The 22,089-nt window shown below is 71.6% G+C and carries 20 protein-coding genes; 10 read left to right on the forward strand and 10 right to left on the reverse strand.

Annotated features, from left to right (window positions below):
- Window positions 1-88: 88 nt before the first annotated feature.
- The 6 genes from AB0J40_RS29980 to AB0J40_RS30005 all read right to left on the reverse strand — a co-directional run bounded on the left by AB0J40_RS29980 (window position 89) and on the right by AB0J40_RS30005 (window position 7,363).
- Entirely contained in the window at window positions 89-1,246 is a 1,158-nt protein-coding gene (locus AB0J40_RS29980; RefSeq protein ID WP_364459266.1) for a cytochrome P450, read from the reverse strand.
- A gap of 38 nt (window positions 1,247-1,284) precedes the next feature.
- Window positions 1,285-2,556, reverse strand: coding sequence for a methylaspartate mutase (locus tag AB0J40_RS29985; RefSeq protein WP_364459269.1), 1,272 nt, complete (start codon window positions 2,554-2,556; stop codon window positions 1,285-1,287).
- Complete coding sequence (locus AB0J40_RS29990; RefSeq protein ID WP_364459271.1) at window positions 2,553-3,029, reverse strand: cobalamin-dependent protein; 477 nt, start codon at window positions 3,027-3,029, stop codon at window positions 2,553-2,555. Before AB0J40_RS29990 ends, AB0J40_RS29985 begins: the two co-directional genes overlap by 4 nt.
- Entirely contained in the window at window positions 3,026-4,240 is a 1,215-nt protein-coding gene (locus tag AB0J40_RS29995) for a type III PLP-dependent enzyme (protein WP_364459274.1), read from the reverse strand. The genes AB0J40_RS29990 and AB0J40_RS29995 overlap by 4 nt, the downstream gene beginning before the upstream one ends.
- Window positions 4,237-5,685 carry an AMP-binding protein gene (locus tag AB0J40_RS30000; protein ID WP_364459276.1) on the reverse strand — a complete coding sequence of 483 codons (1,449 nt, stop codon included), beginning with the start codon at window positions 5,683-5,685 and terminating at the stop codon, window positions 4,237-4,239. The genes AB0J40_RS29995 and AB0J40_RS30000 overlap by 4 nt, the downstream gene beginning before the upstream one ends.
- Window positions 5,686-5,899: 214 nt before the next feature.
- A complete protein-coding gene (locus AB0J40_RS30005; RefSeq protein WP_364459278.1) occupies window positions 5,900-7,363 on the reverse strand; it encodes an AMP-binding protein in 1,464 nt (487 codons plus the stop codon).
- 129 nt (window positions 7,364-7,492) lie between these two features.
- Between AB0J40_RS30005 and AB0J40_RS30010 the strand changes: the two genes are divergently transcribed.
- A complete protein-coding gene (locus AB0J40_RS30010; protein ID WP_086674110.1) occupies window positions 7,493-7,738 on the forward strand; it encodes a phosphopantetheine-binding protein in 246 nt (81 codons plus the stop codon).
- Here AB0J40_RS30010 and AB0J40_RS30015 read toward each other — a convergent pair.
- Both AB0J40_RS30015 and AB0J40_RS30020 read right to left on the reverse strand, forming a co-directional pair.
- On the reverse strand, window positions 7,731-8,690 hold the full coding sequence (locus AB0J40_RS30015; protein WP_364459281.1) for an ACP S-malonyltransferase: 960 nt from the start codon (window positions 8,688-8,690) through the stop codon (window positions 7,731-7,733). The two genes, AB0J40_RS30010 and AB0J40_RS30015, sit on opposite strands and share 8 nt — an antisense overlap.
- Window positions 8,683-9,630 (reverse strand): proline iminopeptidase-family hydrolase, encoded by a 948-nt coding sequence (locus AB0J40_RS30020; protein WP_364459284.1) that lies wholly within the window; start codon window positions 9,628-9,630, stop codon window positions 8,683-8,685. Before AB0J40_RS30020 ends, AB0J40_RS30015 begins: the two co-directional genes overlap by 8 nt.
- A 274-nt stretch (window positions 9,631-9,904) precedes the next feature.
- Here AB0J40_RS30020 and AB0J40_RS30025 point away from each other — a divergent pair, with 274 nt between their 5' ends.
- The 3 genes from AB0J40_RS30025 to AB0J40_RS30035 are packed head-to-tail and all read left to right on the forward strand — an operon-like array spanning window position 9,905 to window position 12,947.
- Window positions 9,905-11,167 (forward strand): nucleotide disphospho-sugar-binding domain-containing protein, encoded by a 1,263-nt coding sequence (locus AB0J40_RS30025; RefSeq protein ID WP_364459287.1) that lies wholly within the window; start codon window positions 9,905-9,907, stop codon window positions 11,165-11,167.
- Complete coding sequence (locus tag AB0J40_RS30030; protein ID WP_364459289.1) at window positions 11,158-12,273, forward strand: sensor domain-containing protein; 1,116 nt, start codon at window positions 11,158-11,160, stop codon at window positions 12,271-12,273. The genes AB0J40_RS30025 and AB0J40_RS30030 overlap by 10 nt, the downstream gene beginning before the upstream one ends.
- A gap of 20 nt (window positions 12,274-12,293) precedes the next feature.
- Window positions 12,294-12,947, forward strand: a complete 654-nt coding sequence (locus tag AB0J40_RS30035; RefSeq protein ID WP_364459292.1) for a response regulator transcription factor — start codon at window positions 12,294-12,296, stop codon at window positions 12,945-12,947.
- Between the two features lie 60 nt (window positions 12,948-13,007).
- Here AB0J40_RS30035 and AB0J40_RS30040 read toward each other — a convergent pair whose 3' ends face one another.
- On the reverse strand, window positions 13,008-13,766 hold the full coding sequence (locus AB0J40_RS30040) for an alpha/beta fold hydrolase (RefSeq protein ID WP_364459295.1): 759 nt from the start codon (window positions 13,764-13,766) through the stop codon (window positions 13,008-13,010).
- A gap of 192 nt (window positions 13,767-13,958) precedes the next feature.
- Here AB0J40_RS30040 and AB0J40_RS30045 point away from each other — a divergent pair, with 192 nt between their 5' ends.
- On the forward strand, window positions 13,959-14,360 hold the full coding sequence (locus AB0J40_RS30045; RefSeq protein ID WP_364459298.1) for an ATP-binding protein: 402 nt from the start codon (window positions 13,959-13,961) through the stop codon (window positions 14,358-14,360).
- A 591-nt stretch (window positions 14,361-14,951) separates the two neighbouring features.
- Here AB0J40_RS30045 and AB0J40_RS30050 read toward each other — a convergent pair.
- The gene (locus AB0J40_RS30050) at window positions 14,952-15,857 is read right to left on the reverse strand and encodes an AraC family transcriptional regulator (protein WP_364459301.1); all 906 of its coding nucleotides are present in this window, start codon (window positions 15,855-15,857) and stop codon (window positions 14,952-14,954) included.
- 74 nt (window positions 15,858-15,931) lie between these two features.
- Between AB0J40_RS30050 and AB0J40_RS30055 the strand changes: the two genes are divergently transcribed.
- From AB0J40_RS30055 to AB0J40_RS30075, 5 genes are all read left to right on the forward strand, one after another.
- A complete protein-coding gene (locus AB0J40_RS30055; protein WP_364459304.1) occupies window positions 15,932-17,308 on the forward strand; it encodes an FAD-dependent oxidoreductase in 1,377 nt (458 codons plus the stop codon).
- A gap of 96 nt (window positions 17,309-17,404) precedes the next feature.
- Window positions 17,405-18,787 carry an FAD-linked oxidase C-terminal domain-containing protein gene (locus AB0J40_RS30060; RefSeq protein ID WP_364459307.1) on the forward strand — a complete coding sequence of 461 codons (1,383 nt, stop codon included), beginning with the start codon at window positions 17,405-17,407 and terminating at the stop codon, window positions 18,785-18,787.
- Window positions 18,784-20,166 carry a carboxylesterase family protein gene (locus AB0J40_RS30065; protein WP_364459310.1) on the forward strand — a complete coding sequence of 461 codons (1,383 nt, stop codon included), beginning with the start codon at window positions 18,784-18,786 and terminating at the stop codon, window positions 20,164-20,166. Before AB0J40_RS30060 ends, AB0J40_RS30065 begins: the two co-directional genes overlap by 4 nt.
- Window positions 20,166-21,728 carry a GAF domain-containing protein gene (locus tag AB0J40_RS30070; RefSeq protein WP_364459313.1) on the forward strand — a complete coding sequence of 521 codons (1,563 nt, stop codon included), beginning with the start codon at window positions 20,166-20,168 and terminating at the stop codon, window positions 21,726-21,728. Before AB0J40_RS30065 ends, AB0J40_RS30070 begins: the two co-directional genes overlap by 1 nt.
- Window positions 21,729-21,849: 121 nt before the next feature.
- Window positions 21,850-22,062, forward strand: coding sequence for a DUF5988 family protein (locus tag AB0J40_RS30075; RefSeq protein WP_364459316.1), 213 nt, complete (start codon window positions 21,850-21,852; stop codon window positions 22,060-22,062).
- Window positions 22,063-22,089 lie beyond the last annotated feature (27 nt).

Raw genomic sequence — 22,089 nt, forward strand, 5'->3', positions numbered from 1 at the left:
CAAGCCAGCACTCATGGTCGTTCTGGTCGAATGTAGGTCGGCGCACACCGCCGCCGGATCCCCTGAAAAGCCATCTAGGGGCGGGAGATCACCAAGCGATGCGCAGAAGCGATGGCCCCCGCACGATCACGCCGTACTCCCACTTGACGCCCTCGCGGCCGTCCGCGAACCGCAGGTCCGGGAACCGCGCCAGGATTGCCTTCAACGCTTCCTGCAGCTCCAGCCGGGCCAGCTGCGCGCCGATGCAGTGGTGCGGGCCGTGCCCGAACGCCACGTGCGGGTTCGGCTTGCGCGTCAGGTCGATGCGGTCGGGGTCGGCGAAGACCTCCGGGTCGCGGTTGGCCGCGTGCAGCGCCGGCAGCACCGGGTCGCCCGCGCGCACGACGACGTCGCCGAAGCGGATGTCCTCGGTCGCGTACCGCGCGAACATCGCCGCGGTGTTGATCGGCACGTACCGCAACAGCTCCTCGATCGCCGTCGGCATCAGGTCCGGGTCCGCGCGCAGCTGGGTCAGCAACTCCGGGTTCGTCAGCAGCGTGAAGACGAAGCTGGGCAACGCCGTCGAGACCGTCTCGACGCCGCCGGTCAGCAGACCCGCACCCGCGATCGAGATCAGCTCGTTCTCGGTCAGCTTGTCGCCGGCGTCACGGGCGTAGACGAGCGCGCCGAGCAGGTCGTCGGTCGGCTCCTCGCGGCGCTGGGCCACCAGCTCGGCCACGTAGTTGTCGAGCTGGTCGCCGTAGACGTCCAGCACGTCGCCCTTGGCCGTGGCGTCGCTGACCAGCGCCTGCGTCCACTCGCGGAAGATCTTGTGGTCCTCCTGCGGCACGCCGAGCAGGTCGCAGATCACGGTGACCGGCAACGGCCGCGCCAGCTCCTCGACCAGGTCAGCACTGTCGCCGTGCGCCTGCATGTCGTCGAGCAGCCGGTTGACGAGGTCCTTGACGCCGTCGCGCATCTGCTCCAGCCGACGTGCCGTGAAGGCCTTCGAAACCAGGCGGCGCAGGCGGGAGTGGTCCGGCGGGTCCATCCCCATGATGCCGTCGCCCATCTGCTGGCGGCGCATCCGCGGCTGGTCGAGGCCCTGCGCGAGCTCCCGGCTGAACCGCGGGTCGGTCGTCACCAGCTTGACGTCGGCGTACTTCGTCGCCAGCCAGGCCGGTTCGCCGAAGGGCATCTGGACCCGGCTCATCGGCTCTTCGCGCTGCAGGACGTGGTACTGCTCGGAAACGGAGATCTCGTGCATGTCGAACGGATACGCACGGACTGTCCGGCGTGAACTCGTCACGACTCGCCCCCAATCGCTCTCATCGGTTGTTCCAGCGCCTCGGCGTCGAAGGCGTTCTGGACGTGGGAAAGCGCCGACATCAGCGTCGACGAGGTGATCCGGTCGGCGTGGCGGCGTTCCACCACGCGGTGCAGCGGCAGCGACCCGAGCTCCGACCAGCCGAGCCGGCCCGCCGGGTCGAGGTAGCTGCGCGCCTGCCCGGCGTTGTCCGGGTGCAGGCAGTACGGGACGTCGAGCAGGCCGCGCTTGAACGCGACGACGATCGCGCGGCCGAGGTCGGCGTGGCTGTTCAGCACGGCGTCGACGAGCGCGTACGCCTCGCGGTAGACCTGGTTGTCGGCGTCCACAATGGCCTTTTCGGCAATCCCTCGGGCCGCCGCGCCCGCGTGTTCCAGCGCCGAAACGTTTTCCGCGACGGTCGGGATCCGGTGCGCTTCGGCGGTCGTCTTGACGATCAGCCGTTCCGACCCGGTCGTCACGGCCAGCTCGGCCGCCCGCCCCAGCAGGCTCCGGGCGCCTTCGGAAGTCCGGGGGAACAGGCCCATGTAGGCGTAGACGACGACGTGCCAGGTGGCGTCGGGCAGCAGTTCGGCGCACAGCCGGCGCAGCGCGGCCACCGCCTCCTGGTCCTGCGCCATGTTCGTCTGCTGGGCGTAGCTCACCGAGAGGCTGCGCAGGCCCTTGCGGTAGAAGAACAACGCCTCCAGCACCGACAGCGCCACCAGCTCGCTCGGCGGGCACAGCTGGCCCATCATGCAGCCGCCGAACGTCTCCAGGTGCGGCCGGCCCGCCGGGTGCTCGGCGTCCAGGAGCAGGTCGCAGCAGTGCGCCCAGTTGCGCACGGACTCGTCGAGCGGCGTGCGGCTGTAGGGCAGGCAGTAGGACACCGGGCCGCCCTCGGTGGCGTGCAGGCCGGCGGCGATCATCGAGCGGAAGATGTCCGCCGGCCGCGCCGAACCGTGCCGCACCTGCACCGGGAACTCCGGGCCTTCGAGGCCGTCGAGCATGCCGCGGGTGACCTCGGACGGGTGGTTGACGATCGGGTAGCCGTTGAGCGCGACCCCGTTGCTCAGCGCGTGCGCCACGGAAGCCGTGTCGCCGACGCGGGTGTAGCTGTCGAGCGTGACGGTGCCGACGGTCGCGGCGGCCGCGTTCCTGGTCGCGGCCAGCCCGGCCCGCATGACGGCCGGGTCCGCGAACCCCATGCGGGGCTGGACCACCAGTTCGCCCGCGGCGTGGCGGCGCGCGACGAACTCTTCGAAGCTCACGCCTCCACCTGGGTGGCACCCGCCGACAGCGTGGCGGCGAACCGGCGGAAGGAACCCGCGCCCTGCTGGTCGTCGAACACCGCGTCGAACCCGGCGAGCAGCAGCTGCGCGGTCTCCTCCGCGGTCAGTGCCCCGCCGACGCCGAGCTTGCCGCCGATCACCACCGGCAGGCGGCGCAGCTCCGGGAGGGCGCGGATCCGCTGGATGACCCGCAGGCCGTCCTGGTGGCCGTGGCCGTTGACGCTGCTCAGCACGAGCATCGCCGGCCTGCGGCTCAGGCACTCCGACTCCAGCAGCTCGTCCGGCACGCAGGCGCCGAGGTTCACGACGTCGAAGCCGAGCTCGCCGACGAGCAGCTCGAGGTAGACGAGGTTCCAGGTGTGGGAGTCCGACGCCATGCTGCTGACGATCACCGTCCGCCGCGGCGGGTCCGTGACGACTCCGCCGCCGAACGAGTGCAGTTCTTCGGTCATGGCGAAACCTCGTAGACGCGCTGGTAGTCCAATCGCGACACCGAGAGGACCGTGCCGCCGCGGACCACGACTTCCGCCGGCGTCGGCCGGCCGAGGAAGCTGATCAGGCTCGCGGTGACGCCGTAGGCACCGACGTTCGGCACGGTGACGACGTCGCCGGAGACCAGCTCGGGCAGCTTCGCCGCCTTGGCGAGCGAGTCGCCGGGAGTACACAGTGGACCGACGAGGCTGCCGACGACGTCGCCGGTCTCCTCGACGCCGACGGCCGCGGGCAGCAGCCTGCCGATCCCGGACAGCCCGCCGACGGCGTTGATCCCCGCGTCGAGGACGACGAACCGGCTGCCGCGGCTGTCCTTGACGTTGACCACGCCGGCCAGCAGCGAACCGCAGCTGCCGGAGAGGTAGCGGCCCGACTCGCAGGCCAGCTCGATCCCGCCGTCCCGCCACTCGGGCAGGTGCAGGTCGAGCAGCGTTTCCAGGCCGGCGCGCAGCTTCGGGTAGTCCGTGCGCGGGCCGGGCACCGCGTACGGCGACGAGAAACCGCCGCCGATGTCCAGCACCTCCAAGGGCAGGCCGACTTCGTCGCGCAGCCGCGCGGCCGAGGTGAGCACGAACTCGTACTCGCCGAGCAGGGCGTCCTCGTCCTGGGCGTTGCTCATGGTGAAGAAGTGCGCGCCGACGACCCGCGTGCCCGGCACCGCCGTGAGCGTGGGCATCAGGTCGGGCAGGGTCTCGGCGTCGATGCCGAACTGCGACGGGCGGCCCATCATCCGGATGCCGGTGCCGCCGCTGCTCGCGGTGGTGTTGACGCGCAGCAGCGCGGACGCGGTGACACCCTGCTGCTGCGCCGCCGCGCCGACGTGCTGCAGGTCGGTCAGCGACTCGACGGAGAACAGCCGGACCCCGGCGGCGAGCGCGTGCTCCAGTTCGCCGGGCGTCTTGCCCGGTCCGGTGTAGAGGATGCCGGCCGGGTCGAACCCGGCTTCGAGGGCGTTGATCAGCTCCCCGGTGGAGCTGATCTCCGCGCGGCAGCCGCCCCGGCGCAGCTCGCGGCCGATTTCGGGATGGGGGTTGGACTTCAGCGCGTAAAAGAGCTGGAAGCCTTCGGGCAGCATGCCGAAGAGCTGGTCGCGCGACTCGGCGACGACGTCGAGGTCGTAGACGTAGGCGGGCGTGCCGTACTTCGCGGCGATACCGTCGTACTTGCTCATGCGCGGGCTCCCTCGACCAGCTGCGCGAGTTCCTTGGTGGCGTTCTTGCCGTGCGCCGTGAGCGGGAACTCCTCGACGACGTGGCACAGCGACGGGACCTTCTGCGGCTCGAGGCGCTTGGCCAGCTCGCGCAGCACGGTCGTGGGCGGCAGGTCGGTCTCGACGCAGATGGCGAGGTCCCGCGTCTCGCTGGGCGGGATCGCGCCGGCCGCGCGGACGCCGGGGATGTCCATCGCCGCGGCTTCGATCTCCAAAGTGGACATCCGGATGCCCTTGCGCTTGAACATGTCGTCGCGGCGGCCCTCGAAGTAGAGGTAGCCGTCGGCGTCGAGGCGGCCGTAGTCGCCGGTGTGCAGGCGCAGCTCACCGGTGGTCTCGTCGCGGCGGAAGGCGCGCGCGGAGATCTCGGGCGCCCGCCAGTACCCGGGCATGACGTGCGGGCCGGCGGCGACGATCTCGCCGATGTCCCCGGCGGGCAGCTCGGTCCCGTCGGCGGCGAGGATCAGCACGGAGGTGCCGGGCAGCGGCAACCCGGACGAACCGGGGCGCTCGGTGTCCTCGTCGGGGGGCATGATCGTGATGCGCTTGCACTCGGTCTGGCCGAACTGGCGGACGACCTTGACCCCGGGGAACGCTTCGCGCAGCTGCGTGATGGTGGCGTCGGGCAGGGCCGCGCCGGTGTTGGTGAACAGGCGCACGGGCGCGGCGGGTTCGGTGTCGCGCTGCGCGAGCGTGGCGATCATGGTGGCCAGCGAGGGGACGATCGGCACCACGGTGGCGCCGACCTCACGCATCCGCTGCAGCAGCCGCAGGTCCGACTCGGCGTCGGCGAGCACGATCTCGCTGCGGCCGAGGGTGCTCAGCAGCACCTTGTAGAGGCCGTAGTCCCAGGACATCGGGAACCGGCAGAAGACGACGTCGTCCTGGCGGTAGCCGAGGACCGCCTGGATGGCGCGCGAGGCGAAGGTGACCTGGCGGTGCGGGCCGATCACGCCCTTCGGCGCGGCGGTGCTGCCGGAGGTGTAGACGAGGACGGCGATGTCGTCTTCTTGGATTACCGTGACTTCGGCTTCTCGGCCCTGCGCCTTTTCGACTTCCGTCCAAAAGGGACCGAAGTTTTCGGGGGTGAGCACGAGGACGGGTTCGGCGTTGGCCACGACGGAGTCGAAGTGGAACTTCTTCATGGCGGGGTTGATCGGCACGAAGACCGCCCCGCGGCGCGAAGTCCCGTAGAAGAGGGCGACGAGCGCCCGATCGGTGGGCAGCTGCACGACAACGCGGTCGCCGTGCCCGACACCGCGCCGAGCGAGCACGACGGCGACGGCGTGGCTCCACGCCTGGACCTCACCATAGGTCCAGGAACCGGCACGGTCCCGGACGGCCGACGCCCCGGCCGCATCGGCCGCCGCGGCGTCGAGCAGAGAATGGACCAGAGAATCGTTCACGACTGCCACTCCGTAGGACTCGAAGGATGACCGGGCCGGCGTGGAAGACACACCTGGAGACGTACGGAAAGCTAGCCGCGCCGACCTGCGGATCCACACCCCTAACGGCCCCTAAGCCCGGACCGGCCGGGGTCCGGGCACGCCAAAGCGGTCGTGAGGGTTCAGGGCGGTTCTAACCGCCCTGAACACTCACGACCAAGCCGCGGGAGACTGCTCAGGCCGCCAAGATCTCCGCCGCCCGAGCAGCCAACGTCTTCCGGTCGATCTTGCGGTTCGAGTTCAGCGGAAACTCCTCGACGTGCCGGTAGTGCCGCGGGATGACCCCCTCCGGCAACACCGCCCGCAGCGCCCGGACCAGCTCCAGCACCGGCCGCTCGCCACCCGTGTAGAACACGAACAGCTCCGTCCCCGACTCCCCCGCCACGCCCAGCGCCACCGCGTCCTGGATGCCGCAGTCGCGCAGGGCGTGCTCGACCTCCGTCAGCTCGATGCGCCACCCCAGCACCTGCACCTGGGAATCCAGCCGGCCCAGGTACGCCAGCCCGTCGGACAGCCGGCGCACCCGGTCCCCCGTGCGGTAGAAGCGCTTGCCGTCGCGGTCCAGGAACCGGCCCCGCTCGTCGGCCGGGTCCAGGTAGCCCGGGGTCATCTGCGGGCCCGCGATGCACAGCTCGCCCTCGACGTCGTCCCCGTCCAGCAGGACGTAGTCGTGCCCCGCGTGCACCGCGCCGATCGGCACCACGCCGTTCACCGCCACCCGCGGCGTCACGACGTCGTCCCAGCGGTAGCCCGACACCGTGATCGTCAGCTCGGTGGGCCCGTACAGGTTCTCCACCAGCGACGACGACGCCGCGGCCCGCCAGTCCGCCGTGTCGCGGACCGTCAGCGCCTCGCCCGCGAAGAAGCTCCACCGCAGCCCCGGCAGCGCGCCCGGGGTCAGGCCGCCCGTGCGGCGGACCAGGTCGATCGCGCTCGGCGTGGAGAACCACACCGTGAGGCCGCGCTCGGCCGCGAATCGCGGCAGGTTGCGGTACGCCCCGCCCGGCAGGACCACCGCCGGCGCCCCCGCGCCCCACGCGCAGAACAGGTCGAACATCGCGCAGTCGAAGTTCAGGTCGAACGTCTGCGAGAACACGTCGTCCGGGGTGAAGTCGTACCGCTCGTCCAGCAGGCCGAAGTAGTGGTCGACCGCCGCGTGCCCGATCCGGACGCCCTTGGGTCGCCCGGTCGAACCCGACGTGAACAGCACGTACGCGGTGTCCGACGTCGGCGCCAGCGGTGCCGACAGGGCCCGGGACACCGGCGGCGAGCCGAGCACCGGCACCCCGGCCGGAGCCACCGCGCGCCCCCGCTCGTCGGCGATGAGCACGTCGACCCCGGCGGCCTCGACCATCGCGGCGGTCCGCGCGGCCGGGAAGTCCGGACGCAGCGGGACGATCGTCGCACCGGCGTACAACCCGGCCAATATCCCCGCGTAAGCCGTGACTCCCTTGCCCGCGAGCACCCCTACCGTGCGGGCGCCCGCTTCGGCGAGCGCACCGCCCCAGAGCAGCGCCAGGTCGTTCAACCGCTCGTAGGTCAGCGCCTGGTCGCCGACGTGGACGGCCACGCCGCCACTCGCGCGCTCGAGGCCGCGCAGGAACCGCGTGTGCAGCCCGCTGGTGAGACCGGTGTCCATCGTGATCCTCCGCGTGAATAGGGGTGCCGATGCGTCGATCCGGGACGGCGACGCGCGGTAGAGTCCGAAACCGAACCGGGCGGTCGGTTTCCTCTCGGTAGATCCCAACCTAGCGATCCGGAGTAAGCCATGTGGGACAGCACTTTCGACGAGACGCTTCGCACGTTCCTCCCCTTCCTGCCCGCCGAGGAGGCGCTGACCGAAGAGACCCCGCTGCGCGAGTACGGGCTGGACTCGCTCGCCACCGTGGAGCTGCTCTCCGTGCTGGAGCAGAGCTACAACGTGCGGTTCGAGGACGACGCCCTGAACCTGGAGACGTTCGAGAACCCCGGCCGGCTGTGGACCACGCTGTCCGCGCTGCAGCCCGCTAGCTGACCCGCGACGGTCCTGCGCCCCGGCGGCGGGGTTGCAGGGCCATGCGCGGGTTGACCGTCACGACCTCGAAGCGGCTCGTGGTCACGCGGACGCGCCCGAACAGCGTGTCCGGCCCGGCGACCCACAGCTTGCGCACCCCGTTGTCCGCCAGCGTGTGCACCACGTCCGGCCAGCGCATCGGCTTGACGATGCTGTCGAGCAGCATCGTGCGCACCTGGTCACCGGTGCGCAGGATCGCGCCGTCCTGGTCGGCGACGATCGGCAGCAGGGGGTCGTGGAACTCCAGGTCGCCGAGCACCTCGTCCTCCGCCTTGCGGCGCAGCGCCCCGAACGCGCGCGAGTGCAGCGGCGGCCGCATCGTGTAGAGGGAGAGCCCGCCCATGCTCCGGACCGTCTGCTTGAGCCAGTCGAGGTTCTTCTCGCGCACGGAAACCATGTAGAAGTCGTGGTCGATGTAGCACGAGATGTCGAACCACTCGCCCTTGGCGTCCAATTGGGACAGAGCGTCCGTCAGCTTCTCTTCCGGGGTGCGGACGAACGAGTGCGTCACGACGTCGGTGTACTCGGTGTCGAAGAACTCGGTCAGGCAGCGCGCGAGCTCGGCGGTCATCCACACCGCGTCCGAGAAGGTCAACGACCCGGCGTACACGCTGGCCGGCTTCTCGCCGAAGCTCGGACCGGCGCAGAAGTCGGGGTTCATCCCCTGCTCCTCTTCGGCCCATTCGGCCAGCGCGACGCAGGTGAGCATGAACCCGACCTGCGCGTACGCCGAGTAGTCGCCTTCGGTTTCGCGGAAGCGGTCGACCAGCGAGTAGCCGAGCCGCTCGTTCGCCTCCGAGATCAGCCGGCGGGCGAAGGGGTTGATCAGCAGGAACTTGCCGAAGTCGGCGAAGCGACACGGGCTCATCCCGGGGAAGACGACCGCCGATCCCGGCCGGGTGGCCTCATCCATGACTGGCGACCTCTCGTTCGACCCGGCTCGCGGGTGCGGTGGGGTGGACGTCCCGCAGGAACCCCAGCAGGACTTCGCGGAACCGCTCGGGCTCCTCGAGGTGCGGGACGTGGCTGGAGTCCTCGAAGATCTCCCAGCGCACGTCGTGGATCCGGTCGAAGTACGGCTGGACCGTGACGGGGGTGGCTTCGTCGTGGCGCCCGGAGATCAGCAGCGTCGGCACTTCGATGTCGTCGAGCTCGTCGATCACCGAGTAGTCCTTGAGCGTGCCGGTGACGGTGAACTCGCTGGGCCCGTTCATGGTGGCGTAGACGGTGTTGTCGTCGGCCATCTCCATGAACGACGCCAGGTAGTCGGCGGGCCACGGCAGCACACGGCAGACGTGCCGGTCGTAGAACGCGCGCATCAGCTCGAAGTACTCCGGCGCGCCCGTGGTGCCGGCGGCCTCGTGCGCCCGCAGCTGGTCGTCGACGCCCGGCGGCAGCTGGGCGCGCAGCACGTCCATCTCCTGGCGCCACAGCGGATAGGACGCGGGCGAGTTCGCGATCACCAGACCGCGCAGGCCGTCCGGCCGCTGCGCGGCGTGCCGCGCGACGACCAGGCCGCCCCACGACTGTCCGAACAGGACGTAGTTGTCCTCGATGCCCAGGTGCTGCACCAGGTTGTCCAGCTCGTCGCCGAACAGCTCCGGAGTCCAGAAGTCCGCGGCCTTGCCCGGCAGCCGCGTCGAGCCGCCGCTGCCCAGCTGGTCGTAGTGGACCACCGGGAACCCGTGCCCGGCGAGCGAGCAGAGGTTCAGCAGGTAGTCGTGCGTGCTCCCCGGCCCGCCGTGCACCACGACGACAGCGGGCGCTTCGCCCCCGGTCTCCCCGGTGACGCGGTACCAGGTGCGGTACCCGCCGAAGGGCGCCCAGCCCTTCGTGATCGGTGCCACGGCCATGCTCATCACCTCGTTCGTATCCCTCGCCCCGGCACACGCGGCCGGACCCACGTTCATGTCTAGCCGTCGCGGGCCCGCCGGAACCAGCCCCTAAGGGGCGTCTAAAGCCGTTCCAAACCCACCCGAACACCTAGCGCACGGCGGGCACCGGCGGAAAGGATTCCGTGGCCGAACAGGGGTTGCCGACCCCTACCGCCGCGTTGCCGGGTCGGCCTGACGGCCCACGCGCACTACTTTCGAGGACAGCAGAAGCCGACTTCCGGGGAGTGCGTCCATGCGCGTCATGATGATGGTGTTCCCGACGAGGACGCACGTCTACAGCATGGCCCCGGTCGGCTGGGCGCTCGCCGCGGCCGGGCACGAGGTCCGGTTCGTCGGCCAGCGCAACCCGCGCGAGGTGGCGTCGTTCGCCGAAACCGGCCTCGACGCGATGTGGTTCGGCGACGAGCTGGACATCGCGCGCCACCGGCAGCTGCAGATGGACGGCGACAACGCCATGCAGGGCGGCTTCCGCATCTCCGAGAGCCGGCCGGAACGCTACACCGAGGAGTACGTCCGCACGGTCTACGAGCACTGGGTCGAGGTCTTCCGCTGGACCACCCCGGACTCGCTGCTCGACGAGCTGGTGCGGTTCGCCAAGGGCTGGCAGCCCGACCTGATCGTCTGGGACCCGATGATCTACGCGGCCCCGATCGTCGCGCACGTCATCGGCGTCCCGCACCTGCGGATGATGTACGCCGCCGACCAGACCGCGCGGATCGCCGCGCAGTACCGGGACCTGCGCGCGAGCCACCCCGAAGACACGACGCCGGACCCGTTCGTCGAATGGATGTCCGCCGCGGCCGGGCGGTTCGGCGCCGAGTACGACGAGGCGCTGCGCCACGGCGTGAAAACCCTCGACTGCCACCCGTCCTACCTGCGCTACGAAGGCGTCGACGTCGACTACGTGCCGGCGCGGTTCATCCCGCAGAACAAGCCGATGGCGATTCCCCGCTGGGTGCTGGAGACGCCGGAGCGGCCGCGCGTGATGCTGACGCTGGGCATCTCGAACCGCCAGGTGCTCGGCGTCGAGGAGACGTCGGTGGCCGACCTGCTCGACGGCCTGGCCGACCTCGACGTCGAAGTCATCGCGACGCTCAACGCGTCCCAGCTCGCCTCGGTGAAGCAGATCCCGGACAACGTGCGCGCGGTGGACTTCGTGCCGATGTACGAGCTTCTCGCGAGCTGCTCGGCCATCGTGCACCAGGGCGGCGGCGCGACGATCGGCAACGCCGTCGTCAACGGCGTTCCCCAGCTGGTCATCCCGGGCACCACGTGGAGCGAGCGGGTTTCCGCCGTCGCCCAGGAGAAGCGCGGCAACGGCCTGGTGCTCGACCTCGAGGACGTCACGCCGCAGTCCGTCCGAAGTGGACTGGAAAGACTGCTGACCGAACCCTCGTTCCGGGCCTGCGCGCTCGAGGTCCGCGACGAGATGCTGGCGACGCCGACCCTCGACGACCTCGTGCCGGAGCTGGAACGGATCGCGCGATGCCGGTGACCGGGCGGCCGAAGGTGGTGCGCACCATCGGCTTCCTCATCGCGAGCCTGCCGCTGCGGATCTTCGGCTTCGTGCTGGTGCTCGTCACGATGGTGCTCGGCATCGCCACCACCATGCTGTGGATCGGCATCCCGATCCTGATCGCCGCCACCTCGCTCGTCCGCGGTGTCGCGGACCTGGAACGGCGCTGGGTGGGAACCATGCTCGACGCGGACGTCCCGGCGCCACGGCGGCGGCCGCACGGGCCCGGGCTGCTGCAGACGTGGCAGGCCCGGCTGGTCGACCCGGTCACCTGGCACGAGGTGAACTACGTGCTGCTCGCCTTCCCGCTGGGCATCGTGGAGTTCGTCGCCGGGATCGTCTCGGTCGCCGTGCCGCCGTTCGGGATCTTCGTCGCGCCGCGGATCGGGGCACTGCACGCCGCGCTGACCGCGTCGATGCTGGGACCGAACCGGACGCAGCAGCTCGAAGCCCGCACGCGGCAGCTGAGCGACTCGCGCGCCCGCGGGGTCGACGCCGTCGAGGCCGAACGCCGGCGCATCGAACGCGACCTGCACGACGGCGCGCAGCAGCGGCTGGTGGCCGTCGCGATGAGCCTGGGCCGGGCCCAGCTGAAGCTCGACAACGACGACTCGGCGGCCGTGCGCGAGCTGATCGGCGCGGCGCACGCGGACGCCAAGCTCGCGGTGTCCGAGCTGCGCGACCTCGCCCGCGGGATCTACCCGCCGGTGCTGCAGGACCGCGGCCTGGACGCGGCGTTGTCGTCGCTGACCGCGCGGCTGCCGATCCCGGTCGACGTCGAGGTGAGCGTCGAGCCGCGGCCGCCCGCGCCGGTGGAGACCACGACGTACTTCATCGTCAGCGAGACGCTGACCAACATCACCAAGCACGCGGGCGCCGACCGCGCGACGGTGCGGGTGACCCGCGACGACGAGACCGTCGTCGTCGAGATCGTCGACAACGGCCACGGCGGCGCGTCCGTGCGCCCCGGCGGCGGCCTGGCCGGGCTCGCCGACCGCGCCGCCACGATCGACGGCGTGCTCACCGTGGTCAGCCCGGCGGGCGGGCCGACCGTGGTGCGCGCCGACCTGCCCGTCCGCTGGTGAACCCCCTGGGAGTGGGAACAATGCGTGTCGTCATCGCCGAAGACTCCGTCCTGTTGCGGGCGGGCGTGCAGAGCCTGCTCGCCGACGTCGGCATCGAGACCGCGGCGGCGGTGTCCAACGGCGACGACCTGCTGGTCGCCGTCCGCGAGCACCGCCCGGACCTGGTCATCGCCGACGTCCGGATGCCCCCGACGTTCACCGACGAGGGCCTGCGCGCGGCGCTCGCGGCCCGCAAGGAGGTGCCGGGCCTGCCGGTGCTGGTGGTGTCGCAGTACGTGGAAGGCAGCTACGCGGTGGATCTGATCGCCGAGGGCACGTCCGGCGTCGGGTACCTGCTGAAGGAGCGCGTCGCCGACGTGCGCGAGTTCCTGGAGGCGGTCCGCCGGGTGGCGGGCGGCGGCTCGGCGATCGACCCGGACGTGGTCGCGCAGATGCTGTCCCGCAACCGCGACCCGCTGCACGCGCTGACGGCGCGCGAGACGGAGGTCTTGGGTTTGATGGCGCAGGGCCTGTCGAACGCGGCCATCGCGAAGCAGCTGGTCGTCACGCAGGGGGCGGTGGAGAACCACATCAGCAACATCTTCGCCAAGCTGGGGCTGGAAGCCAGCCGTGACGAGAACCGCCGCATCCGCGCGGTGCTGACCTATTTGGACAGTACGAACGTCCGGGCCTGAAAGACGTCGTGAGTGTTCGGAGCGGTTGGCACCGCCCCGAACACTCACGACAACTTGCGCTCAAACGCGGACGCCGCCCAGTTCGGCGGCCAGCCGCCCGAGGATCACGCCCTGGTGGCGGGTCAGGAAGAAGTGCCCGCCGGACAGCTCGACCAGCTCGAAGCCGCCGGTGGTGTGGTCCGCCCAGGAGGCGACCTCGTCGACGGTCGCCATCGGGTCGTCGGAGCCGGTGAAGGCGACGATCGGGGTCGCGAGGGGCTCGCCCGGGGTGTCCCGGTAGGTCTCGACGGCGCGGTAGTCGTTGCGCACCACGGGCAGGATCATCCGGACGACGTCGTCGTCGCCGAGCAGGTCCATTTCGGTCCCGCTCAGCTTCCGCAGCTCGTCGAGCACGCCGGCGTCGGTCCGGGTGTGCACGCTCTCGTCGCGCACCCGCGAAGGCGCGCGCCGCCCGGAGACGAACAGGCCCGCGACGGGCACGCCGTCCCGTTCGAGGCGGCGGGCGGTCTCGTAGGCGACCATCGCGCCCATGCTGTGCCCGAAGAGGGCGAGCGGGCGGTCGGTCTTGTCCCGCAGCAGGTCCGCGACACGGTCGGCCATCGCCCCGATGCTGGTCAGGAACGGCTCGTGGCGCCGGTCCTGCCGGCCCGGGTACTGGACGGCGAGGACCTCGACGGCCGGGGCCAGCGCCTTCGCCACGGGGAAGTAGAAGCTGGCCGAGCCGCCGGCGTGCGGCAGGCAGACCAGCCGTGCCTTCGCCTCGGGTGACGCGGCGAACCGGCGGAACCAGTTCTCCTCGGCGTTGTCGCCTGCGACCATGTCGTCCCCCGCCTTCCGGGTCGGAGCCTCCGTCCGGCCAAGCTAGCCAGAGCGAAGGCGGCTCAACGACCCCTAACGGCCCCTAAGGTCCCCGCCGAACGCGTGAGTAAATGCCGCCGGACCGGGTACGCCGACTGCGAGCGTGCCGCGCTCGTGGGGAAGCGCGGTGTCGGGAGGAGTCGCACTGTGCACGTGAGCTGGACCGGAGCCGATCAGGAGGGGTGGCACGTGCTGGACGTCGCCGGCGTCGACCGGCCCGGGCTGACGGCCGCCCGGCGGTGGGCCGAGGCCCGGCTGGGCACGCTGCGCGAGACGGACCTGATCGACGCGCTGATCGTCGTCGGGGAGCTGCTGGAGAACGCGTACGTCCACGGCGGCGGGCCGCGGCAACTGCGGATCCACCACGCGCACGACCCATGCGAGGTGACGGTGGCCGTGGCCGACGTCGGGACCGAGGAGCCGAAGATGCGCGTCCCGGACCACGGCGGCGGCCGCGGCCTGCTGCTGGTGGACCAGCTCAGCCTCGACTGGGGCGTGAGCCACCACGACGACGGCAAGCTCGTCTGGGCCCGCGTCGGTTGCGAAGAGGGTTAGCAGCCCACCGGCTCAGCGCTTCTTCGTAGGGAGCCGGCGGGGCAAGCCGGAGGTGTTCCGCGCTAGCGCGACCCACAGGAGGAGCGGGGTGGTCATCCCGTCGCCTGAGGCCGTGAAATCACTTTGAGCCGGGCCCGCAACCCACAGACCAAGGCGAGAAAGCATGCCAAGCTTGCGGGCCCGGCTCAAAGTGATAGGCCTCAATCAGGCGACGGGATGACCACCCAGCGGCCCACCTCGACAAGGTGAGAAGACAGCGGCACGAGAGGTCATCCCGGAGCCTGCCCGTCCGGCGAGGACAGCTTTTTTCTTTGAAGCCACGGCAGAAACCCCGGCTCAGCGGGTCCGACCTCCCCCGCCCTCCGTTCGGATTGTCCGTCGCCGCCCGGGTTTGTCAAGGCGGGAAAGCGTGCCTTGACAAACCCGGTCGTCGACTGGAAAGCGGCTTGGGAGGAGGGCGGGGGAGGTCTGGTGACCTCGTGGTCGGCTTGCGTTGCCGACTCCCGTTTACGGCCGCCGCCGGAAGTCCCACCGAAACCAGGCCGGCAAGGTCCGGCGACGCCGCGCCCTCCTCGCGCTACCGGCTCCCGTTCACAGCCGCCGCTGGGAGTCACGCCGGAACCGGGCGGGCGTGGTGCCGAGCTCGGCGCGGAAAGCGCGGGTGAACGCCGACTCCGACCGGTACCCGACCCGGTCCGCGACGGTCGCCACCGGCGTGTCCGTGGTGGTCAGCAGCTCGGCCGCCGCCATCATGCGGGCGCGGGCCAGGAACGCTCCCACGGTCGTCCCCGTCTCCCTGGCGAACCGCCGCAGGAAAGTCGCGCGGGACATCGATGCCCGACGGCTGAGCCGCTCGATCGGCCAGTCCTGCCCCGGGTCGGCCAGGACGCTCCCGACCGCGTCCGCGATGCCCGGGTCGGTCACCGCCGTCCACACGACGTTCTCCGCGCCGCGGGCCGTGCGGAGCACCATCGCCAGGAGCACCGTGCACAGCGCGGCGAGGATCGCCGCCGTGCCCGACCCTTCGCGGCTCGCCTCCGCGCGCATCAGCGAGCTGAGGCCGCGCAGGACTTCGTCGGACTGCCCGAACGCCACGTGGATCGCGCCGGGCAGGCTGCGGAACAGCAGCGCGCCGGCGCCCGCGTTGACCGTGTAGTGCCCGCAGAACAGGTCGATCACCGGGTCGCCGCCGCGCTCGCTGCGCGTCGTGGCGAACGCGTCCCCGTCCATCTCGACGATCCCCCGCGGCCGGCCCGCCCCCGCCGTGACCACGCGGTGCGCCGCGCCGCTCGGGATCAGCACGACGTCGCCCGCCCGCAGCTCGAACACGTCGTGGCCGACGTACAGCAGGCACTCGCCGTCCAGGAGGACGTGGAACGGGACTTCGAGCTCGCCGTACCGGGCGATGTCCATCCGCGTGCCCGCCCCGAGCAGGCAGTGCTTCTCGAGCGTCGCCCCGAGCTGGGCCATGCGCAGCAATCGGCTGACGGTGTCCACGGTGATACTTTGGGGCAGTTTTCTGAGACTCGCAAGCCTGGTCGGATCAGTCCATCCGAAGCAGACTCGGGTGCATGGAAACCACCCAGCTGACCGCGGACGTCCTGGTCATCGGCTTCGGCAAAGGCGGGAAGACCGCCGCGCACGCCCTCGGCGACGCCGGCAAGCGCGTCGTCCTCGTCGAACGCTCCGCGAACATGTACGGCGGCACCTGCCCGAACGTCGGCTGCGTGCCGACCAAGATGCTCGTCCACTACGCGAATGGCCGCCGCCTCGAGGACGACGCGCAGGAGTTCTTCGCCCGCTCGATCGCCGGCGTCCGCGAGTTGACCAGTGCGTTCCGCGCGGGCAACTTCGCTTCGCTCGACGGGAAGGACACCGTCACCGTCATCACCGGCACCGCCCGGTTCACCGACCCGCACACCGTCGCCGTCGGCGAAGGGGACGACCGGATCACCGTCACCGCGCCGACGATCATCCTCAGCACCGGCTCCGCGCCGGTCGTGCCGCCGATCCCCGGCCTGGCCACGAGCAAGCACCTGGTCAGCAGCACCGAACTGACGCAGGCGGCCACGCTGCCCGAGCGGCTGGTGGTCGTCGGCGGCGGCTACCTCGGGCTCGAGTTCGCGTCGATCTACCAGCACTTCGGCACGCACGTCACCGTCCTCGAAGGAGCGGAGCGGCTGCTGCCGCGCGAGGACGAAGACATCGCCGAGGTCACCCGCGAAATCCTCGAAGGCGACGGCATCCGGATCATCACCGGCGCGAAGATCACGAAGGTCGAGGACAGCGGCGCCGTCGCGAAGGTGGTCTACGAGAAGGACGGCGAGACGCACGAAGTCGAGGCCGGCGCGCTGCTGCCGGCCACCGGCCGCCGTCCCGTCACCGACGGGCTGCGGCTCGACGCGGCCGGCGTCCGGACCACGCCGTCCGGCGCCGTCGAGGTCGACGAGCACCTGCGCACCAGCCAGCCGCACATCTTCGCCGTCGGCGACGTCAACGGCGGGCCGCAGTTCACCTACGTGGCCCTCGACGACGCCCGGATCGTGCTGGACCAGCTGCTCGGCGAGGGCAAGCGCACCACGGCCGACCGGGTGGCCGTGCCGCACACGCTGTTCACCACCCCGCCGCTGGCGACCGTCGGCCTGACCGAACGCGAAGCCCGTGCGCAGGGCCGGAACATCAGGGTCGGCAAGAAGCGGGTCGCCGACATCGTCGCCATGCCCCGGGCCTACACCGTCGAGGAGACGCGCGGGATCATGAAGTTCGTCGTGGACGCCGACACCGACCTGGTCCTCGGCGCGGCGCTGCTGAGCATCGACGCCCAGGAGGTCGTCAACACCGTCGCGCTGGCCATCCGCCACGACGTCACCGCGACCGAGCTGCGGAACGCCATCTACACGCACCCCAGCTCGACCGAGGCCTTCAACGAGGTCATCCCTGTGGGGTAGGCACACCCGCGGCGGCCTCCGGTGGGGACTTTCCCCATGGCCAGACCGGCGCCGCCGCCCTAGCGTGGGAACCCGGTGACGAGGAGGTTCCCGCGGATGCTGATCGACGACCTGGCCGCCGTGCTGCCGGCGGACCGGCTGGTCCGTGACCCGGACGTCGTGGCGGGCTTCGCCCACGACGAGGCCGAGTGGGCGCCCTTCGGCCGGCCCGCGGTGGCCGTCCGGCCGCACACGGCCGAAGAGGTCCAGGCCGTCGTCAAGGCGTGCCTGGAGCACCGGACGCCGCTGGTCACGCGCGGCGCGGGCACCGGCCTCTCCGGCGGGGCGAACGCCGTCGACGGCTGCGTCGTGCTGGTCACCGACCGGCTCACCGCGATCAAGGAGATCGACGAGCGGGAACGGTACGCCGTCGTCGAGCCCGGCGTCGTCAACGACGACCTGCGGGCCGCCTGCGCCGCGCGGGGCCTCTGGTACCCGCCCGATCCGGCCAGCTCGCCGTGGTCGACCATCGGCGGCAACGTCGCCACCAACGCCGGCGGCGTCTGCTGCGTCAAGTACGGCGTCACCCGCGACTACGTCCTCGGCCTGCAGGTCGTCACCGGCACCGGCGAGCTCGTCCGGCTCGGCCGCCGCACCGCCAAGGGCGTCGCCGGCTACGACCTGACCGGGCTGATGGTCGGGTCGGAAGGCACGCTCGGCGTGGTCACCGAGGTCACCGTGCGGCTGCGGCCGGCCCGCGCGGCCGAGCGCACGGTCGCCGGGTACTTCGACACGACCGTCGCCGCCGGGCAGGCCGCCGCCGCGGTCGCCGCCCGGGGCGTGCTGCCCTCGGCGCTCGAGCTCGTCGACCGGCACTGCCTGGCCGCCGTCGACAAGTGGAAGAACATGGGGCTCAGCGCCGACGCGAACGTCGTGCTCCTCGCCCGCACGGACGCCCCCGGCGCGCTCGGCGAGCACGAGGCCGCGGAGATCCTCGACTGCTTCGAGCAGGCGGGCGCGACCTGGGCCGCGCAGTCGACCGACCAGGCCGAGGCCGACGCGCTGTTCGCCGCCCGGCGCCTGGCCTACCCCGCGCTCGAACGGCTCGGCCCGCTGCTCACCGAGGACGTCTGCGTGCCGACGCAGGCGGTGCCCGAGATGCTCGCCCGCATCGACGCGGCGGGGCGGCGCCACGGCGTCCACATCGCGAACGTCGCGCACATCGGCGACGGCAACCTGCACCCGCTGCTGGTCACCCCGGCCGGCGACGACACCGCGCGGAAGAACGCCCAGGCCGCGTTCGACGACATCATCGCCGGCGCCCTCGACCTCGGCGGCACCGTCACCGGCGAGCACGGCGTCGGCCTGCTCAAGCAACCCGGCCTCGTGCGCGAGCTCGGTCCCGCCGTGGTCGAGATGCACCGCGCGGTCAAGAAGGCCCTGGACCCGCACCACATCCTCAACCCCGGCAAGGTCTTCCCCGAAGGGACACCCGCATGATCGTCGGCACCACCTCCGGCGACGTCCGCGGCGAGCCGATCGCCACCGGCGTCCGGTTCCGCGGCATCCCCTACGCCGCCGCGCCCGAAGGCGAGCTGCGGTTCGCCGCGCCGGTCCCGGCGCGGGCGTGGGACGGCGTGCGCGACGCCCGCGAGGCCGGACCCACGGCGCCGCAACGACACCGGACGATTCCCGGCCTCGACCTGTCCGCCGTGGTCGGCGACGGCTGGCGACCGGGCCCGGAGTACCTGACGGTCGACGTCTGGACCCCGGACCCGGGCGCGTCGGGGTTGCCGGTGCTGGTGTTCGTGCACGGCGGTGCGTTCATCGGCGGCACTGGCTCGGCCCCGGTCTACGACGGCACGGCCTTCACCCGCGGCGGCGCGGTGCTGGTGACCGTGCAGTACCGGCTCGGCGTCGACGGCTTCGTCCCCTTGGACGGCGGCGAGACGAACCTCGGCCTGCGCGACCAGCTCGCGGCGCTGCGCTGGGTCCAGGAGAACGTCACGGCGTTCGGCGGCGACCCGGCGAACGTGACACTCTTCGGCGAGTCGGCGGGCGCGATCAGCGTCGCGTGCCTGCTCGGTTCGCCGCTGTCGACCGGCCTCTTCCGCCGGGCGATCGTCCAAAGTGGACATGCCAACATGGTCCGGGGCCGCGCGGAACTCGAGCGGCTCGCCCGCGTGGTCGCCGACGGCCTCGGCGTCGAACCCACCGCGGCCGCCTTCCGGAAGCTGCCCACCGAGCGGCTGCTCGACGCGCAGGACGCCGTCCTCAAACCCGGCGGCGGCCCCGACCTGCGTGGCGAAGACGGGCTGGACCGCAGCTACGGCCTCAGCCCGTTCCTGCCGCTGGTCGGCGACGACGTCCTGCCGCGGCACCCCGGCGAGGCGATCCGCGCCGGTGCCGGCGCGGACGTCGACCTCGTCGCCGGCACCTGCCGCGAGGAGATGCTGTTGTACTTCGGCCCGACCGGGCTGCTCGACGTCCTCACCGACGCCCACGCCGTGGCCATGCTGTCGGCGTCGCACCCGGACGCGGCGGGCGTCCTGCGCGGCTACGGCCTAGGCGAACGGAAAGCGGGCGAGGTGTTCGTGGAGGCCATGACCGATCTGGTGTTCCGCGACGGCGTGAAGGAACTCGTCGAGAGCCATCAGGGCCGTTCGTTCCGGTACGAGTTCGAGTGGCGGGCACCGCGGCTCGGCGCGTGCCACGGCATGGAGCTGCCGTTCGTGTTCGACTCACTGGCCGCGTCCGCCGCCATCGTCGGCGACGAGCCGCCGGCCGAGCTGGCCCGGGAGATCAACGCCGCCTGGACGCGGTTCGCTGCCACCGGCGACCCGGGCTGGGCTCCGGCCGAGACGACGCACCTGGGCTGATGGACGCCCATGGCCTGCGCGAGCTGTACGACCTCGTCCTGCGCCTGTCGGCGGTCCACGACCTCGACGCGCTGGTGCAGGAGGTCGTCGACCACGCGCGGCGGCTGCTCGGCGTCGACGTCGCCTACCTCGCACTGTCCGAACCGGACGGTTCGCTCGTCATCCGGGTCACCGACGGCTCGCTCGGCCCGCGGCTGCGCGGCGTCGTGCTGCCGCCGCACGGCGGGCTGGCCGGGCAGGTGGCCGACACGGGTGAGCCGGTGCAGAGCGCCGACTACCTCGGCGACGCCGCGTTGACGCACCTCGGCGAGGTCGACCGCGTCGCCCAGGACGAGGGCCTGCGCACGATCCTCGGCGTGCCGCTTCGGTTGCGCGGCAAGGTGGCCGGGGTGCTGATGGTTTCGCAGCGTGCGGTGCGCCGGTTCACCGCGGCGGAGTCGTCGCTGCTGACGTCGCTCGGCTCGTTCGCCGCGATCGCCATCGAGAACGCGAAGCTGGTCACCGCGCTGGCGGAGGCGAACGACCGGCTGGAGCGGGCCGTCCGGCTGCACGACCGGCTGTCGGAGGTCGCCCTGCGCGGTGGCGCGCCCGAAGACGTCGTGATCGCGCTGTCGGAGCTGGTGAGCGGTCTGGTGCTGGTCGCCGACGAGCACGACGAGGTCCGCGCGGCCGCCCGCGCCGGCTCGCTCGTCGAGGCGTCCCTCGACGGCAAGCCGTCGACGCTGTTCGCGTCGACGCGGCGGACTCGCGTCGACGAGCGTTCGGTGACCGTCCCGGTCGCGTCGGCGAACGCGTATTTCGGTGCTCTGCAAGTGGTTCCCGACGCGCCGCTCGCCGAGGCGGACGTCCGGCTGCTGGAACGCTCGGCGACGACCATCGCGCTGGTGGCGTCGGTCGAGCGCGCCGAACGCCGGACGGCCGAGGAACTGGTGGAGCACCTGGTGACCCGCCGGGTTCGCGAGATCCCGGCGTACGCCCGCGACCTCCGACGCCCGCACCTGGTCGTGGTGAGCGAGGATCCGCGGCTGCGGAACCAGGTCGCTTGGTCCTCCACAGTGGACGGTCGCTGGGTCGCGCTGGTCCGCGCCGACGAGGCGGAGGTCCGCTCTTGGTCGTTGGGCACGACGGGCCTGGCGGGACCGGCGACCGGAGCGGTCGCGTTGGCCGACGCGTACGACGACGCGGTCGCGTGTGTCCGGGTCCTGAATGCCTTGGGGCGCAGTGGTTCGACGGCGTCACCCGCCGACCTGGGCCCGTACCGGTACTTGCTGAGCCAAGCCGGGCGCGAAGAAGCGAGCACGTTCGTCGCCCGCACGCTCGGTCCGCTGCTGGCCCACGACGAGGAGCGCGGCACGGACCTGGTCCACACGGCCGAGATCTTCCTGCGGTGCGGCCGCCGCAAGACCCCGGCGGCCGAGGAGCTGACGATCCACCCGAACACGCTTTACCAGCGCCTGGACCGAATCACGGCGCTACTGGGCGCGGATTGGCAGGACGGCGACCGGGCTCTCGACGTCCACTTGGCGCTGCGCATCCACCGCCTGGCCGCCGACCTCGGGTAACACCCCTACGTCAACCCCTGTCCGGGCCGATTGACACGGCGAGCGCACGTCAGGGATCGTCGAGAGACGAAGAACACATTCGCCGCTTTCCTCCGCGCCGACGAACACACGGAGATGACTCATGACGAATATCAAGGTGACGCTTTCCGGCGGTCCGGCAGAACTGGTCGAACGGCATCCGGAGTGGACGGTCGGCGGCCTCGGCGAAGTCGCGAAGGTGAGCTTCGGCGCCGGCTACGAGCACTTCTCCCACGCGGGCGAGTTCACGACGACCAGCGGCGGCGACCAGGTCCCGGTGTTCGCCTGGTGCGGCCGCACCAGACTCGCCGAGTAACCCTTACCCGAGCCCCCTACCGCGGTT

The organism is Amycolatopsis sp. NPDC049691 (assembly GCF_040675005.1).
Classification (GTDB): Bacteria; Actinomycetota; Actinomycetes; order Mycobacteriales; family Pseudonocardiaceae; genus Amycolatopsis.

Coding starts and splice junctions, on each gene's coding strand:
- AB0J40_RS30010 (WP_086674110.1), top strand. CDS start 7,493: ATGTGGGACAGCACTTTCGACGAGACGCTTCGCACGTTCCTCCCCTTC.
- AB0J40_RS30060 (WP_364459307.1), top strand. CDS start 17,405: ATGCTGATCGACGACCTGGCCGCCGTGCTGCCGGCGGACCGGCTGGTC.
- AB0J40_RS30070 (WP_364459313.1), top strand. CDS start 20,166: ATGGACGCCCATGGCCTGCGCGAGCTGTACGACCTCGTCCTGCGCCTG.
- AB0J40_RS30020 (WP_364459284.1), bottom strand. CDS start 9,630: ATGGCCGTGGCACCGATCACGAAGGGCTGGGCGCCCTTCGGCGGGTAC.
- AB0J40_RS30055 (WP_364459304.1), top strand. CDS start 15,932: ATGGAAACCACCCAGCTGACCGCGGACGTCCTGGTCATCGGCTTCGGC.
- AB0J40_RS30025 (WP_364459287.1), top strand. CDS start 9,905: ATGCGCGTCATGATGATGGTGTTCCCGACGAGGACGCACGTCTACAGC.
- AB0J40_RS30065 (WP_364459310.1), top strand. CDS start 18,784: ATGATCGTCGGCACCACCTCCGGCGACGTCCGCGGCGAGCCGATCGCC.
- AB0J40_RS30075 (WP_364459316.1), top strand. CDS start 21,850: ATGACGAATATCAAGGTGACGCTTTCCGGCGGTCCGGCAGAACTGGTC.
- AB0J40_RS30030 (WP_364459289.1), top strand. CDS start 11,158: ATGCCGGTGACCGGGCGGCCGAAGGTGGTGCGCACCATCGGCTTCCTC.
- AB0J40_RS29980 (WP_364459266.1), bottom strand. CDS start 1,246: ATGCACGAGATCTCCGTTTCCGAGCAGTACCACGTCCTGCAGCGCGAA.
- AB0J40_RS30015 (WP_364459281.1), bottom strand. CDS start 8,690: ATGGATGAGGCCACCCGGCCGGGATCGGCGGTCGTCTTCCCCGGGATG.
- AB0J40_RS30040 (WP_364459295.1), bottom strand. CDS start 13,766: ATGGTCGCAGGCGACAACGCCGAGGAGAACTGGTTCCGCCGGTTCGCC.
- AB0J40_RS30035 (WP_364459292.1), top strand. CDS start 12,294: ATGCGTGTCGTCATCGCCGAAGACTCCGTCCTGTTGCGGGCGGGCGTG.
- AB0J40_RS30005 (WP_364459278.1), bottom strand. CDS start 7,363: ATGGACACCGGTCTCACCAGCGGGCTGCACACGCGGTTCCTGCGCGGC.
- AB0J40_RS29990 (WP_364459271.1), bottom strand. CDS start 3,029: ATGACCGAAGAACTGCACTCGTTCGGCGGCGGAGTCGTCACGGACCCG.
- AB0J40_RS29995 (WP_364459274.1), bottom strand. CDS start 4,240: ATGAGCAAGTACGACGGTATCGCCGCGAAGTACGGCACGCCCGCCTAC.